14 protein-coding genes and 1 other annotated feature are annotated in these 14,625 nt (G+C 38.7%); of the genes, 11 read left to right on the top strand and 3 right to left on the bottom strand.

The window, feature by feature from the left end; genetic code table 11:
* Window positions 1–275: 275 nt before the first annotated feature.
* Together ABDZ53_RS00125 and ABDZ53_RS00120 are read right to left on the bottom strand one after the other, a co-directional pair.
* The gene (locus ABDZ53_RS00125; RefSeq protein ID WP_343752742.1) at window positions 276–1,007 is read right to left on the bottom strand and encodes an amino acid ABC transporter ATP-binding protein; all 732 of its coding nucleotides are present in this window, start codon (window positions 1,005–1,007) and stop codon (window positions 276–278) included.
* Entirely contained in the window at window positions 997–2,463 is a 1,467-nt protein-coding gene (locus ABDZ53_RS00120; RefSeq protein WP_343752740.1) for an amino acid ABC transporter substrate-binding protein/permease, read from the bottom strand. Before ABDZ53_RS00120 ends, ABDZ53_RS00125 begins: the two co-directional genes overlap by 11 nt.
* A 249-nt stretch (window positions 2,464–2,712) precedes the next feature.
* Between ABDZ53_RS00120 and ABDZ53_RS00115 the strand changes: the two genes are divergently transcribed.
* The 11 genes from ABDZ53_RS00115 (at window position 2,713) to serS (ending at window position 14,421) form a co-directional block, all read left to right on the top strand.
* Window positions 2,713–2,916: a DUF1659 domain-containing protein gene (locus tag ABDZ53_RS00115; RefSeq protein ID WP_343752738.1), complete on the top strand. Its 204-nt coding sequence runs from the start codon at window positions 2,713–2,715 to the stop codon at window positions 2,914–2,916.
* 33 nt (window positions 2,917–2,949) lie between these two features.
* A complete protein-coding gene (locus ABDZ53_RS00110; protein WP_343752736.1) occupies window positions 2,950–3,174 on the top strand; it encodes a DUF2922 domain-containing protein in 225 nt (74 codons plus the stop codon).
* 120 nt (window positions 3,175–3,294) lie between these two features.
* Entirely contained in the window at window positions 3,295–3,609 is a 315-nt protein-coding gene (gene yidD, locus ABDZ53_RS00105; protein ID WP_343752734.1) for a membrane protein insertion efficiency factor YidD, read from the top strand.
* Window positions 3,610–3,624: 15 nt separating this feature from the next.
* Window positions 3,625–3,945, top strand: coding sequence for a thioredoxin family protein (locus ABDZ53_RS00100; RefSeq protein WP_343752732.1), 321 nt, complete (start codon window positions 3,625–3,627; stop codon window positions 3,943–3,945).
* Between the two features lie 321 nt (window positions 3,946–4,266).
* Entirely contained in the window at window positions 4,267–8,238 is a 3,972-nt protein-coding gene (locus ABDZ53_RS00095; RefSeq protein WP_343752730.1) for an endo-1,4-beta-xylanase, read from the top strand.
* A gap of 69 nt (window positions 8,239–8,307) precedes the next feature.
* Window positions 8,308–8,892, top strand: a complete 585-nt coding sequence (locus ABDZ53_RS00090; RefSeq protein WP_343752728.1) for a class D sortase — start codon at window positions 8,308–8,310, stop codon at window positions 8,890–8,892.
* A 161-nt stretch (window positions 8,893–9,053) separates the two neighbouring features.
* Complete coding sequence (locus ABDZ53_RS00085) at window positions 9,054–9,365, top strand: hypothetical protein (RefSeq protein ID WP_343752726.1); 312 nt, start codon at window positions 9,054–9,056, stop codon at window positions 9,363–9,365.
* Between the two features lie 84 nt (window positions 9,366–9,449).
* Window positions 9,450–10,133 carry a response regulator transcription factor gene (locus tag ABDZ53_RS00080; RefSeq protein ID WP_343752724.1) on the top strand — a complete coding sequence of 228 codons (684 nt, stop codon included), beginning with the start codon at window positions 9,450–9,452 and terminating at the stop codon, window positions 10,131–10,133.
* A 14-nt stretch (window positions 10,134–10,147) separates the two neighbouring features.
* Window positions 10,148–11,290 carry a sensor histidine kinase gene (locus tag ABDZ53_RS00075; protein WP_343752722.1) on the top strand — a complete coding sequence of 381 codons (1,143 nt, stop codon included), beginning with the start codon at window positions 10,148–10,150 and terminating at the stop codon, window positions 11,288–11,290.
* Window positions 11,291–11,493: 203 nt separating this feature from the next.
* Entirely contained in the window at window positions 11,494–12,825 is a 1,332-nt protein-coding gene (locus ABDZ53_RS00070) for a serine hydrolase (RefSeq protein ID WP_343752720.1), read from the top strand.
* 59 nt (window positions 12,826–12,884) lie between these two features.
* Window positions 12,885–13,089, top strand: a binding site (T-box leader).
* Between the two features lie 60 nt (window positions 13,090–13,149).
* Window positions 13,150–14,421: a serine--tRNA ligase gene (gene serS / locus ABDZ53_RS00065; RefSeq protein WP_343752718.1), complete on the top strand. Its 1,272-nt coding sequence runs from the start codon at window positions 13,150–13,152 to the stop codon at window positions 14,419–14,421.
* Here serS and ABDZ53_RS00060 read toward each other — a convergent pair.
* On the bottom strand, window positions 14,418–14,625 hold a 208-nt coding region (locus ABDZ53_RS00060; RefSeq protein ID WP_343752716.1), incomplete at its 5' end, for a hypothetical protein. The two genes, serS and ABDZ53_RS00060, sit on opposite strands and share 4 nt — an antisense overlap.

Raw genomic sequence — 14,625 nt, 5'->3', positions numbered from 1 at the left:
TGAAAAGCATTTGTGATAATCGTAACAATGAACACAACGTTTATTAGGAAGTTTTATGCAACACTAGTGAATTTAAATGTCTAAAGTAGTAACAGAAATGATTCAGTGACTACTTTAGAAAATACCAGGTGTCTTAAGTGGGAACTGACTCTCTAAAAAGAGGATCCGAAAAAATTGAATCAAGCGATAGGCTTTTCAGATAATATACATTTAAAGTTCTCTAAAATAAAAGACTAAAGCAAAATCACATCAGATTTGCTTTAGTCAGATTTCTATTATAATACTTTTTCTAAGAAGTCTTTCGTTCTTTCATTTTTAGGATGATCAAAGATTTGTTCAGGGGTTCCTCTTTCAACAATATGGCCTTCATCCATAAAAATAATGCGGTCGGCCATTTCTCTGGCGAAGCCCATCTCGTGAGTTACAACCACCATTGTCATTCCTTCTTCAGCCAGATTCTGCATAACTTCCAGCACTTCTCCAACCATTTCTGGGTCTAATGCACTGGTCGGTTCGTCAAACAGCATGATGTCTGGATCCATGGCTAAAGCTCTAGCAATGGCAATACGCTGTTTTTGACCACGGGATAAGGAGTTAGGATAAGCATCGATTTTATCTTCCATACCCACACTTTTCAGTAGACGCATGGTTAATTCTTCCGCTTCTTTATCCGAAACATTGCGCAGTTGCTTAGGAGCCATCATAATGTTTTCTCTAACAGAAAGATGAGGAAATAAGTTAAATTGCTGGAAAACCATTCCTATATTTTCTCTAATTTTATTTATATTTTGAGAAGGGTCTGTTAGGTCATGATCATCAATAATCACACGCCCGCCATTGACTTCTTCTAATAAGTTCATACACCTTAGAAAAGTACTTTTACCAGAACCAGAAGGGCCGATAATGACGACAACTTCACCTTCTGCTACTTCTAAATCCAATCCTTTTAAAACTTCTAAATCTCCAAAACTTTTTCTCAAGCCTTCTGTTCTCAGTTTAATCATTATGAATTAATCTCCTTTCGACCACATTGGATAATTTTGTTAGTAAAGTAATAATGATGAGGTAAATGGCACCAATAATAATCCACATGGCACCTGACTGATAAGAACGAGCAATAATGATTCGTCCGGTTTGAGTTAATTCAACGATACCAATAACTGAAAGAATAGATGTATCTTTCAATGTAATAACAAACTGGTTAATTAATGAAGGAATCATAATTTTAATTGCTTGCGGTAAGACGACTTTCTGCATCGATACCCGGTAAGGGAGGCCTAGACTTCGAGCCGCTTCGAGTTGGCCTCCAGGAACAGCCGCAATCCCTCCACGTACTTGTTCAGCTATATAAGCGGTGGTATTTAAACTCAACGTTATAACCCCAGCCATGAAAGCAGAAATCTGCATATTGAATAATTGAGGAACGGAAAAGTACATAAAGAACGCCAATACAATTAATGGAATTCCTCTTAAAATAGTGACGTAGATGTCTGCAATGACATTCAGAGCCTTACTTGGTGTCGCACTAAACAAACCGATAATGGTACCAGCCAGCAGTGAAATACCAAAAGAGACAAGTGTTAAGACAAGCGTACGTCCAAGTCCGGACATTAAATCACCAAAGTTAGCTCGTAACAAACCGAAGAACCCGACACTTTGAGCGACTTCCGTGCTGTCACCTAAGTAGCGTTCGACAATTTCATCATAAATCCCATCGGCGATCATATTAGCTAAACCAGCATTGAACATCTCCAGTAACTCTTGATTTTCGCCTTGGTTGACTGCAAAACCATAAGAATCACCTGATTCAGGTTCTAGAGGAAAGTCTAATTCCAATCCTTGTTGTATAGCATAAGCCATAACAGGATAGTCTTCTATCGCTGCATCTGAGTGATTAGCTAATACGTCTTCATACATACTGGCTGAATCTTCAAACTGGTTGATTTCAATATCATATTCTGAAGCCAATTCACCGGCAAATTCCGCGCCGGTTGTTCCGACTTTTACAGCTAAAGTTTTTCCATCTAAATCAGAGTATTCCTGAATTTCATCATTGCCTGCACGAACAGCTAATACAGGACCGGATTCAAAATAGGGATCAGAAAAATCAAAGGACTCCTCACGTTCTGGCGTTATTCCCATACCCGCCATCATTCCGTCCACCTGATTGGTTTCCAAAGCTTGCAATCCTGCACTGAAGTTCATTGGTCTCAATTCGTATTCAAACCCTTGATCTTCTGCAATAGCAGCCAATAAATCCATATCAATTCCGACATATTCACCATATGCATTCTGAAATTCAAATGGGGCGAATGTGACATCTGTTGCAATAAGATACGTTTGATTATTTTCCTCTACTTCTTCGGCCTGCCCAGTCATAGGAGCGGTAGCCGCACTCATAATAAAAGATATAATCAACAACAGACTCATATATACTGAACCTTTTCTCTTCTTGTTAAACATAGTTTCTCCTTTCAATTTTCACATACGTATATACAATGTTACAGATTCTGTAATGTTAGAACAATCAATATGCATTCTTTAGTCTGAATGGCCTTATCTTAAATAGATATCGTGAATACGTTTATTTACACTAATGAGAAAGACGGGATGCAGAATATTATAAAAAAGGGTAACACTTAATCGGTTCCTTTCGTTATTAAAGGTGTAAGTAGTGATCACCTTACACAAAACAGTAGAGGGGGAAATACGATGCAAAAAGATTGGATGAAAAATAAAGTCGATATTTATTTAGAGGATGCCTTAAATGAAAAAACGGTACGTCGTAGCTATCCAGGGTTGATTCAAAATTTATCAGAGGAACAAGTAACAGCTTTTACGGAAGCCATTGAATCGGTTAACGAATTACCTGTTTCACATGCTGTTGTAGTAGAAGAGTACCGTTACAGCTTCTAATAAACTCGATAGATATAATAGGAGGAAAACAATATGACTAAACGATTAGAGTTAAGATTTGAGACATCAGAAGGCAAGAGCCGTGTATTAGGAATCAATCAACCGGCACTGGACTTAGAACCTGCTGTAGTTGAAGCAGCGATGGCTGACATTATTGCCCAAGATATGTTTGAACTGGATGGAGTCAAATTATATACCAAATCAATAGGTGCACGTTATGTGACACGTACCGTCGAAGATATTTTCGAAGTAGAATAATAAATAATGGCTGCCTTTTCATATAGGCAGCCTTTTTGTTAAACTTTTCTAATGATAGCTTTTTTTTAGTAAGTGTTTTTGCTATACTACCTTAACAAACCAATGAAGGAGTAACGTATCGTGAAAAAAATATTGCTGTCTATCGTAAAAGCTTATCAGAAATTAATTTCTCCTTTGTTTCCTCCGAGTTGTCGTTATTATCCGTCTTGTTCCCACTATACTGTGGAAGCATTAGAAAAGCATGGTGCGCTAAAAGGCTCGGTAATGGGCGTTTCACGTATTATGAGATGTAACCCATTTGTTAGGGGTGGAGTGGACAAAGTACCCGACCACTTTACTATTAAACGAAACCCCGATAGTGAGAACGAAATATATTTAGGATCAGGTGTGACGATTAAAAAGAAAACAGCCACTCATGAGGAACACGAAGATTAAGAGAGGAAGAGCCAAATGATTGTAACGGTAACAGAAGAGAATTTTTCTCAAGTTATTCACTCTTCTCCGGTCGTCATTCTTCACTTTTGGTCTGATTTCTGTGCCCCATGTAAGATGTCTTCCACTATTTTAGAGCGAATTGAGAAAAAGAGACCAAATGATATAGTCATTGGAGAAGTCAATCGCACCCACCATCCCGACTGGTTAGAAGCATTCTCGATTTACTCCACTCCCACCTCCATCCTATTTTCTAATGGCAAGTATAAAAGTAGAATGTCTGGTGCAAACCCAGAATCTATTGTGGAGAGTTGGATAGAAACACATTTAAATCATTAATTGAATATATGAATGAGGCAGAGTAGAGACATCTACTTTGCTTTTTTTAAACTAACTAAACAAAAAAGCAGGGATATATTACGACAGCATTACAAAAACAGTTGTAATGTGACTTTATTGAGTTAATTTGTTTTATTAACTAATTAACTGTTGAAACCGCTTCATAAGATAACTATTATATATTTGTAAGCGTTTTGTAATTTAGAGAAGTGTGAATTGGAAGGAGGAGACCGCTCATTTACTCTTAGCCTTTAGTTTTAATCGTTTATTCTCATGTATACATACTGAGAAATAATAGGCACGTAAACAAGGAGGAAAGAAATGGAGAAACGTTCAATCTTTAAAATAGTCAATGGATTAACCAGTGCGCTACTCATCGCCCCGATTATATCTTCGGGATCGTTGGCAATGGCGCAAGAAGTAGAGAATGAAGTAGAAGAACCGAATACAATTGAAATCTATCATAATGACTTTGCCAGTCCCGAAAATATTCAAAATGATCCAGCCATTCAAGATGCGGGGTCTACTTTGACTCATGCAAGTGACTTAGATTTTGAAGGTAATGAAAATAGCGCAGGGGTTTGGGTAACTGACCGAGGAAATGACTGGAGTGGGATTGATGTAAGATTTAGTTCACTTGAATTAGAAGTGGGTCAAGAGTACTCTATTAGTATATTGGGATATTTAGATTCTGAAGAATTTATACCTGAAGGTGCACAGCTAACCTTACAAACTCCAGATACTTATGGATGGATTGACGGAACTTCTGAATTAGAAGCTGGAGAACCTTTTGTCTTAGAGGGAGAATATACTCATACAGACGAGGTCGATGAAGATGAAAACTTACCAGTAGCTTTTCGTGTCCAATCAAATGAGCAAGGAAAAGATATTGAGTTTGCGGTTGCTAATATTTTAATTACAACTGAAGAAAGTGGTGAAATTGATCCGGGAGATTCTGATGAGGAAGCAGGTCCTGCTAATCCTGGTGAAGAATCCGATGATGAATCTGACGACGAAAGTGTGAATGAAGATTCTAATAAAGAATCAGAATTAGACATTTTGTATCATGCTACGTTTGAAGAGGATAGTGAAGGGACAGTCGGAGCTGGTGTAACGGTTACACATGATAATGGTGCAATGCAAGTAACTAATCGTTCAGAAAATTGGCACGGGCTAGATATTCCTTTTGCAGTTTCTGGAATGGAGTTTGGCTATACCTATGATATTACTATTCGAGGAAATGTAGATGATGGAGTAGATGTACCTGAAGAAGCCCAAGCTTGGCTGCAAGTACCGGAAGAAGATTATCCGTTATTAGCTGAAGCAAATTTTGCATCAGGAGAAGAATTTATTTTAACAGATACATTTACTTTATCTAATGAGGCCTATACTCGATTGAGAGTGCAGTCTAATGAGGCAGGTGCCGGCGTAGATTTTACTATTACTGAAGTACTAATTGAATGGGATCCTAACCAGACGCCTATTGAAGCAGAAGAACCAGATCCGGATGCCCCACCAGCAGAAGAATTTACCTTCATTGATTTTGAAAGTGAAGAGCTAAGTGGTTTTGAAGGACGCTACGGTGAGGAACATTTGATTATAACAGATGAAGAAAACCACACACCAAATGGACAGTATAGTTTGCATATATCTAATCGTCAAAATAACTGGCATGGACCGTCACTTGAAGTCACCCCCTATATTAATGTGGGAGAAACGTATGAAGTATCAGCTTGGGTTAAAGTAGACACAGATTCACCGCAGACTTTAACGCTTTCTACTCAAGTCGGCGATGGTTCATCAGCTGCATACAATAATATTTCAAGTGCAACATTAAGTGCCGCTGATGGATGGGTAGAGATTTTAGGAGAATACCGCTATACCTCTTTAGGAGGCGGATTCGTTTCAATTTATGTGGAGTCTAATAATGTGAACCTAGATTTCTATATTGATGATGTTAATTTTGTTGAAGTTGAATCGGAACCAATTGATGTAGACTTAAGTTTAACTCCTATAAAAGATGTATATGCTGACTACTTTAGAATAGGCAATGCTGTATCTATGCCTGATTTAGAAGGACCTAGATTAGACTTGTTGACACATCATCACAGCTTGGTCACAGCTGAAAATGCTATGAAGCCAGGAGAAGTGTATGATGGCCGTGAGTTTGATTTCAGTGGTTCTAATTTACTGGCTGAAACAGTTAAAGCTGAAGGGTTAGATCTTCATGGACATGTATTAGTATGGCATTCACAGTCGCCTGAGTGGCATCACACTGAAAATGGAGAAGCACTTTCTAGAGAAGCCGCTCTTGAAAATATGCAAATGCATATTGAAACAGTTATGGAGAACTTTGGACCACTAGGAAGCTGGGACGTTGTTAACGAAGCGCTAGCTGGAAGTTGGGACAATCCTGAAAATTGGAGAGCGAACCTTCGCAATACGGGTTGGCTTCGTGCTATAGGTGAGGATTATATTTATCAAGCCTTCCGTATAGCTCGAGAATTTGCTGATGAAAAAGGCTGGAACGATATGGTACTTTATTACAATGACTATAACGACCACGTTCAAGGGAAAGCCCGCACCATGTATCACATGATTAAAGATATCAATGAACAATGGACTGCAGAGACTGGAGATACTCGAAAGTTGATTTCAGGTGTTGGGATGCAAGGTCACTATAGTATTAGTGATAATCCAGAAAATGTAAAGCAATCTATTGAGAGATTTGAACAGTTAGGAATTGAAATAGGCATTACAGAACTAGATGTTACGACAAGTACAGAGAACGAATTTCTGGAAGAGGAAAACATTCGTCAAGCTCAATTTTATGCTAGACTATTCCAAATTTTCCGTGAACATTCAGATTCTATCGATCGTGTGACATTCTGGGGACTGAACGATGCGAATAGCTGGCGCTCCGAGCGTTTCCCGTTAATCTTTGATGGAAGCCTACGTGCTAAATTAGCTTATGATGCTGTTGTTGATCCAGATGGGTTTTTAGAGGAATATCCAATTGGAGACGCAGAAGTCAACCACAGTTATTCAGTATTTGGAACACCAGAAATCAACGCCGAAATAGATGATATCTGGAGCGAAGCACCTGTTTTAAACATGAATCGTATGCAGTCAGCTCATAATATTAATGCGAGCGGGACAGCTAGAACGCTATGGGATAATGAGAACTTATATGTTCTTTTCCAAGTAACGGATAGTCAACTGGATGCTACTGCTTCGGAAGCTCATGAACAAGATTCAGTAGAAGCATTTGTAAATGAAACAGGTGAAAGTACGTCAAGTTATATTGACGGAGTTGGTCAGTACCGAGTCAATTATCTAAACCAATCATCATTTAATCCAGAACGCTACAGTGAAGGTTTCCAATCAGAGGCTCGTGAAACAGATTCAGGTTATATAGTTGAAATGGCTATTCCATGGAAATATATAACTCCAGAAGTAGGACACACTATAGGTTTTGATGTACAAGTGAATGATGCTATAGACGGCGAGCGTCATGGAGTAGGGGCATGGAATGACACGACAGGCTCAGGTTGGCAAGATCCTTCCATATTCGGTGAGCTGACTCTCTTGATGTCCTTAGATGATGTGGAACCAGTAGTTATTGAAGAAGGCATTCAAACACCTATACTTCCTGGACAAGTTGCAATTATCGCTGATGGAAGTACTTCTGTTAGAATGCCAGCAGATTTACCAGAAGGAACTGAAATCATAGTAGACTATTTAGATGAAACAGACCTTCCTGAGTTAGATGTCGCTGGAAACTATACACTAGTTATAGCGGGTGAAGTCGTACGAGTCACTATGGTTTATCCAGAAGGGGAAGAAGATTTTAGTGGTAACTTTGAACTGACCCTGGGAATTAACGCGGACTTTGTAGGAGAAGAGGTCTTTATCTACTACTATAATGAAGAAACAGGATTGTGGGAACAGCGTGCAGCTGAGGTAGAAGGTCAGACGATTACCTCTACCGTCACTCATTTCTCAATTTACGGTGTCTTTGCTCAAGTAGAAGAAGAACAACCGGGTGAGTCAGATGGTGAAGATGAAACAGAAGAACCAGAACAACCAGAACAGTCAGAAGATGACTCTTCGGAAGAATCGGAAGCTCATAACGCCGAAGATGCTGAAGACCAGGAAGAAGTAACGGAAGTTGAGGAAGAAACAAGTGAAAGACTACCTCAAACAGCGACCGTTACATGGACAGTTGGATTGATTGGCTTAATGGGTCTACTCACTGGTTCCGGGATTCACTTTATTCGTAAACGCAAATAAGGTAAAATAGAATGAAAGAAACAGCGAAGAGATATTCTTCGCTTTTCTTACATAAAAGGAGGGAATGGGATGAAGTGGCTTGCAAATAGTCTCATTGTTATTGGATTAGGGTTGCTAGGGTATTTTGGCTATTCTTTATATCAGCAAAACCAAATGCAATCAGTGACCATGGCTGAAGCTAAAGTAGCAGTTCAAGAGTTGAAGACAGAAAATAATGATGATGACACCATTTCATCCTTTTCTGCTGACAAACATGAAGCATTTGGCCTCCTTTACATTCCGAAACTAGACCGGAGTATTGGGATAGTAGAAGGAACTGATCCGGATGCCTTAGATAAAGGGGTGGGGCATATGTCCAGTACGGTTTTCCCCGGCCAAGGTGAACAGACTATCTTATCAGGTCATCGGGACACTGTCTTTAAAAACTTTTCACAATTAGAGCTAGGGGACACATTCGTTGTCACTATGCCATATGGCGAATTCACCTATGAGATTAGAGAGACTGAAATAGTCGATGCAGAAGATACATCTGTAGTCGGTCAAATGGGTGAAGAAGTTCTAGTTGTTTCGACTTGTTACCCCTTTGATTATTTAGGGTATGCACCCGAACGATTTGTATTTTATGCTTATCCAGTGGATGCGACTATTTACTAATATATTTTAAACACACGAGTCATTATCTGAGGGTTCCATATACCTTATTAAAAAGATAAGGGTTCGTGTGTTTTCTATAGAATGGTTAAAAATTTTATGGTCTTTCATTATTCCGTATGAAAGAGTAGGATAAAGATATCACAGGATTAAAGGGAGAAAAAATGAAAAAGACACTAATTGAGGCAAAAGGCTATCGTGTTCAGAGAATGATTCTAAAAGACTTGATAAAAACGGTATTGACCTTAGGTATTAAAAGGCCAAAACTCGAGCCGGAACAAGCGAAAACGTATATCTATCGATTTGTTGACAGAAGAGTAATCATTAAAGAAGAAGGAGAACCTGAACAAACCAAGACCATTAAAACCCTTCATTATGAAGCAGAAGAAGATATACAAAAGATCCTTTCAAAAGGAAAGTTTGTAGATGAAAGGCATGTTTACTATGTGGATAAAGAGACGATAAGGGACATGTAGTGTCTATCCTTTAGAAATTCTTTAGTATTATTGTCGCTCTTACATGATAAAATAGAAGCGATAGGATGAGGAGGGACGTTAATTATGCGTATACTTGTAGCAGATGATGATAAAGAAATTTGTGATTTGCTTGAAATATATATAAAAAACGAAGGCTTTCAAGTTGAGAAAGCCTATGATGGTCAAGAGGTTATCGATAAAGTTAAAACCTTGGATATTGATTGTTTGATACTGGATGTAATGATGCCGAAAAAAAGTGGCTTAGAAGTGGTAAAAGAACTTCGTCAAGAATCGTCTTTACCTATTTTAATGCTGAGTGCTAAAACGGCTGATGTGGATAAAATCAGAGGATTGACCAATGGAGCGGATGATTATGTAGTAAAGCCATTTAATCCCTTGGAAGTATTAGCCCGAGTGAAGTCTTTAATGAGACGAAGCGCTTATGGGAAAACAGAAACGGACTCTGGTGAGTTGGAGATTGGTCCGTTAATTATACGACGTGACCAGCACGAGGTAGAAACCATAGATGGTGTGGATATTCAATTGACTGCCTTGGAGTTTGGTATTTTATATTTATTAGCCACGAATCCCAATCGTGTTTTCAGTGCAGATGAAATATTTGAAAAAGTCTGGAAGCAAGAAAGTCTGGTTCCTGCTAAAACGGTCATGGTACATGTGAGTCATTTACGCGATAAAATTGAAAAAGCGACCGGAGGAGAAAAAGTAGTCAAAACAGTCTGGGGCGTAGGTTACAAGATCGAAAATTAACTAGGAGGACCACTTTGGAATTAACAAGAAGAGAGCGTTGGCGATTAGCTTTTGAAGCTGTAGTTACAGCTGGTATTATTTTTCTTTGTTACTTCGCTGTATATGAAATATTCAGATGGTTTGTAGTGACGTTTGGCACTGTATTTGAAGACTTTTGGTTCTTTGGCAGTACGCTTGAAGATATACGGACTCAAGAATTATGGGGACTGACTCCACTAGTCTTTCTTATACTCATTATAGTAGCGGTAGTAGCTATATTCTGGAGACTGAAGCGACGCTACCGTCAATACGAAATGCAACACGTGATTAAAGAACTGCATTATATAGCTAAGGGAAATTATACCCACCGAATTAGTGGGAATTATAGTGGAAGCATGGGGAATGTCATTGACAGTATTCATGTCTTAGTTGATTCAACAATTGAAGCGATGGAAGAAGAAAGACGCATCGAGCAAAGTAAAGACGAATTGATTACAAATGTGAGTCATGATATTCGTACACCTTTGACATCTATAATTGGGTATTTAGGTCTAATAGAAGAAGGCCGATATGAATCGGAAGAAGAAGTTAAAAAATATGTGCACACGGCTTTTGAAAAATCGAAACAGATGAAAACGCTGGTTGATGATTTATTTGAGTACACAACAGTCAGACAAACTACAACTCCTTTAGACTATGTGACATTTGATATGATTCAATTGTTAGAACAATTAGCCATTGATTTCGAACTAGAAGCACGAGAAAAAGGGCGAGAAATTCAAGTCGTTGCGCCTCGTGAAAGTTTAATGATGCGGGCGGATACTGAAAAAATTGTGCGCGTTTTTAATAATTTGCTTTCTAACGCCTTAAAATATGGGAAAGGTGGAAAGGTCATTCGTATGGAAGCAGAGAAAAAAGGGGCCAATGCCGTTATCTCTGTTAAAAATGACGGAGAAACACTCCCTCAAGAAGCCATTGAACAATTATTTGAACGATTCTATAGAGCGGAGGTCTCACGATCTCAAGAAACAGCTGGAACAGGGCTGGGATTAGCTATCGCTCAAAGCATTGTTGAGTTGCACGGAGGAACAATATCAGCTAAAGTAACCGATGGGTGGACGGACTTTACTATTGTTCTCCCATTAAATACAGAAGAGACAGTAACGAAAAGTAAATAACTTTAAAAGACTTCTTAAATTAAGAGGTCTTTTCTCATTTGCTTATATATAGACTTAAACTATTACAATCTAGTGTCAAAAATTTGAAGTTTTTGAAATGATGTTGTGTTTTCATGGTTGAAAGAGTACGATAAGACTTGATGAAAAAATCCCTGAATCGAAAAGTAATTTTTGAGAAGAAATTTAAACTAGGAGTTAATAAAATGAATAAACAAAAATGGATGACTTTACTTAAAACAACTTTAGCTGCGTCAGTCACACTACCTGTCTTAGCGACCCAAACAGCGGTCTTTGCGGAAGAAGATACATCAAATGGTGTCGGAGAAATTGATGCGGAATCTGCTTTGTTATTAGACTTTGAAACCGGACAAATTTTATATAACCAAAACGCAGATGAGCAAAAAGGCATTGCCTCTATGACTAAAATGCTGGTTGAATATATCTTGTTTGAAGAGATTGAAGCAGGAAATATATCTTGGGATACAGAAGTAACGATTAGCGACTATGCCCATGCGATTAGTCAAAACTATGCTCTTTCAAATGTTCCTCTACGCTTAGGTGAGACTTATACAGTAGAAGAACTGTATGAAGCATTAGCTATTTATTCAGCAAATGGAGCAACCATCGCATTAGCAGAAGAAATGGAAGGATCCGAACACGCTTTTGTTGACCGTATGAGAGAACTAGTTGAGTCGTGGGGTATTGAAGAGTATGAACTATACAACACAACAGGTTTAAACAATTCTTTCTTATTGGATAACCACTACCCAGGTAGCGACAGCGAAGATGAAAACACAATGTCAGCTAAAGGGATTGCGACCGTGTCTAAACACTTACTAAAAGATTACCCACAAGTTTTAGAAACATCGAGTATTCCTACAAAGGTCTTTAGAGAGGGCACGTCAGATGCTATCTCAATGATGAACTGGAACTGGATGTTAGAAGGGCTAAGTCATGCACGTCCAGGTGTTGACGGCCTGAAAACAGGAACGACTCAGTTTGCGGGAGCTACTTTTACTGGGACAGCTGAATCTGACGGACAACGTTTAATATCAGTCGTCATGGGCGCAGGAGACGGAATGGCTGACAAGGGTCAGCGATTTGTTGAAACCTCCAAGCTGCTAGATTACGGGTTTAATGATTGGGATTTCCAAACAATTATTGAAGCTGATATGGTATTAGAGGAAGAATCACTACCTGTTAGAAATGGTTTAACAGAAGAAGTGGCCTTAAAAACAACCGATGAACTGAGTTGCTATCTTCCAAACGGGACAGATTTAGATTCTATCAGTTATACGTTTGAAGCAAGTGAGGAATTACTAGATCAAAATGGTCAGATAGAAGCGCCTATTGCCGAAGGTGACGTAGTCGGTGAGTTAATCATTGAAGGTGATGAGACCATTGAATTTTTAGAGGGCGAAAGCGCGGAAGCTATTCAAGTTGTAGCGGCTGAATCGGTTGAAAGAGCTGGATTCGTCACGATTCTCACAACGTGGTTAAAAGACTTCTTTAGCAGCCTAAGCTCACGCTTTTAAAATTACTCATAAAGGTTGACCTCTGAAAGCCTTATAAGGTAAAATAGATATCAAATGAATAGAACACATTAAGCGAACTAGTAAAGGTGAAATCAAGTCTAGAGAGTCAGTGGGTGGTGAAAACTGATCTTGTGACATCTTGAATCCATCGCGGTATAAAATAATGATGAATTATTTCGGCGTGGACCGTTATCCCTTAAAGAGCAAAAAATTTTACTTTTTTGAACCAGGGTGGTACCGCGAAAAGCAGCCTTCGTCCCTCAAACCAGGGATAGATGGCTGCTTTTTTTGTATAAAAAATAAAAAAGAAAGAAGGATACTATTATGTTAGATATTAAACTGATTCGCACACATTTTGATGAAGTCAAAAGCAAGCTAGAAACACGTGGAGTTAACGGTGAAGAATTAGACCGGTTAAAAGAATTGGACGAGAACAGAAGAGAGCTCATTCAAAAGTCTGAACAACTCAAAAAAGAACGGAATGATGTATCCGATCAAATTGCTCAAAAGAAACGAAATAAAGAGAATGCAGACGATGCGATCGCCTCTATGAAAAAAGTGGGATCAGAAATCAAAGCTATTGATAATCAGTTGGAAGACATCGAAGAGCAGGTGAAGGGAATCGCGTCTGGTCTCCCTAATTTACCGCATCCTTCTCTTCCAATAGGAGAAGATGAAGAGTCTAACGAGGAAATCAGAAGATGGGGAGAAGTTCCAGAGTTTGCTTTCGAACCTAAGCCGCATTGGGATTTAGGAACAGACTTAAATATTCTAGACTTCGAACGAGGCGCAAAAGTGGCTCGCAGCCGTTTTGTTTACTACAGAGGACTAGGTGCTCGTCTTGAAAGAGCTATTTACAATTTCATGTTAGATACTCATATTAGTGAACATGGATACGAAGAGTTGATTCCTCCTTATTTGGCGAATGATGAAGCTTTATTTGGAACAGGTCAATTCCCTAAATTCAAAGAAGATGTATTCCAGGTGGATGGGCATCCTCTCACTCTTATCCCAACATCAGAAGTCCCTTTAACCAACTTCTTTAAGGATGAGATTTTAGACGAAAAAGACTTACCTAAATACTTTACAGCTCTTTCCCCTTCTTTCCGTTCTGAAGCAGGGAGTGCCGGGAGAGACACACGAGGTCTCATTCGTTTGCATCAGTTCAATAAAGTAGAGATGGTTAAGTTTTCTAAACCGGAAGAGTCTTATGATGAATTAGAAAAAATGACAAACAATGCAGAAGCCATTTTACAAAAACTTGGACTTCCTTACCGTGTTGTTTTGCTTTCTACAGGAGATACAGGTTTTGCAGCAGCTAAAACGTATGATTTAGAGGTCTGGATACCTGCCCAAAACACTTATAGAGAAATTAGTTCATGTTCCAATACAGAAGCCTTCCAAGCTAGAAGAGCCATGATTCGTTATAGAAAGGAAGACGGCAAAATTGATTACGTCCATACTTTGAACGGTTCAGGTTTAGCAGTGGGTAGAACAGTCGCAGCAATTATCGAGAACTACCAGCAAGAAGATGGCAGCATCAAAATTCCGGATGTGTTAGTGCCTTATATGGGCGGGGTAACAGAAATTCGCTAATAATTGACATAGTTAAATGAGAAAAGGGCTGTCACATGACAAGCCCTTCTTCTTTTGATGTTGATAAATTGTGTTAAAATACTAAATAGAAACAAGGTAATGCCAAAAGTTCTATGAAAAATCAGATTTATTCCTGTTCGAAGGTATGATATTCCCAAATAGGATACTTTTTTAAATGCCAAAGATGTTTTTTTGAAAGTTTCA

Origin of the sequence: Alkalibacterium iburiense (assembly GCF_039521845.1) — a bacterium.
GTDB lineage: Bacteria > Bacillota > Bacilli > Lactobacillales > Carnobacteriaceae_A > Alkalibacterium > Alkalibacterium iburiense.
The sequence above is the reverse complement of the archived record's forward strand: the minus strand, read 5'-3'. Positions and strand labels throughout refer to the sequence as shown.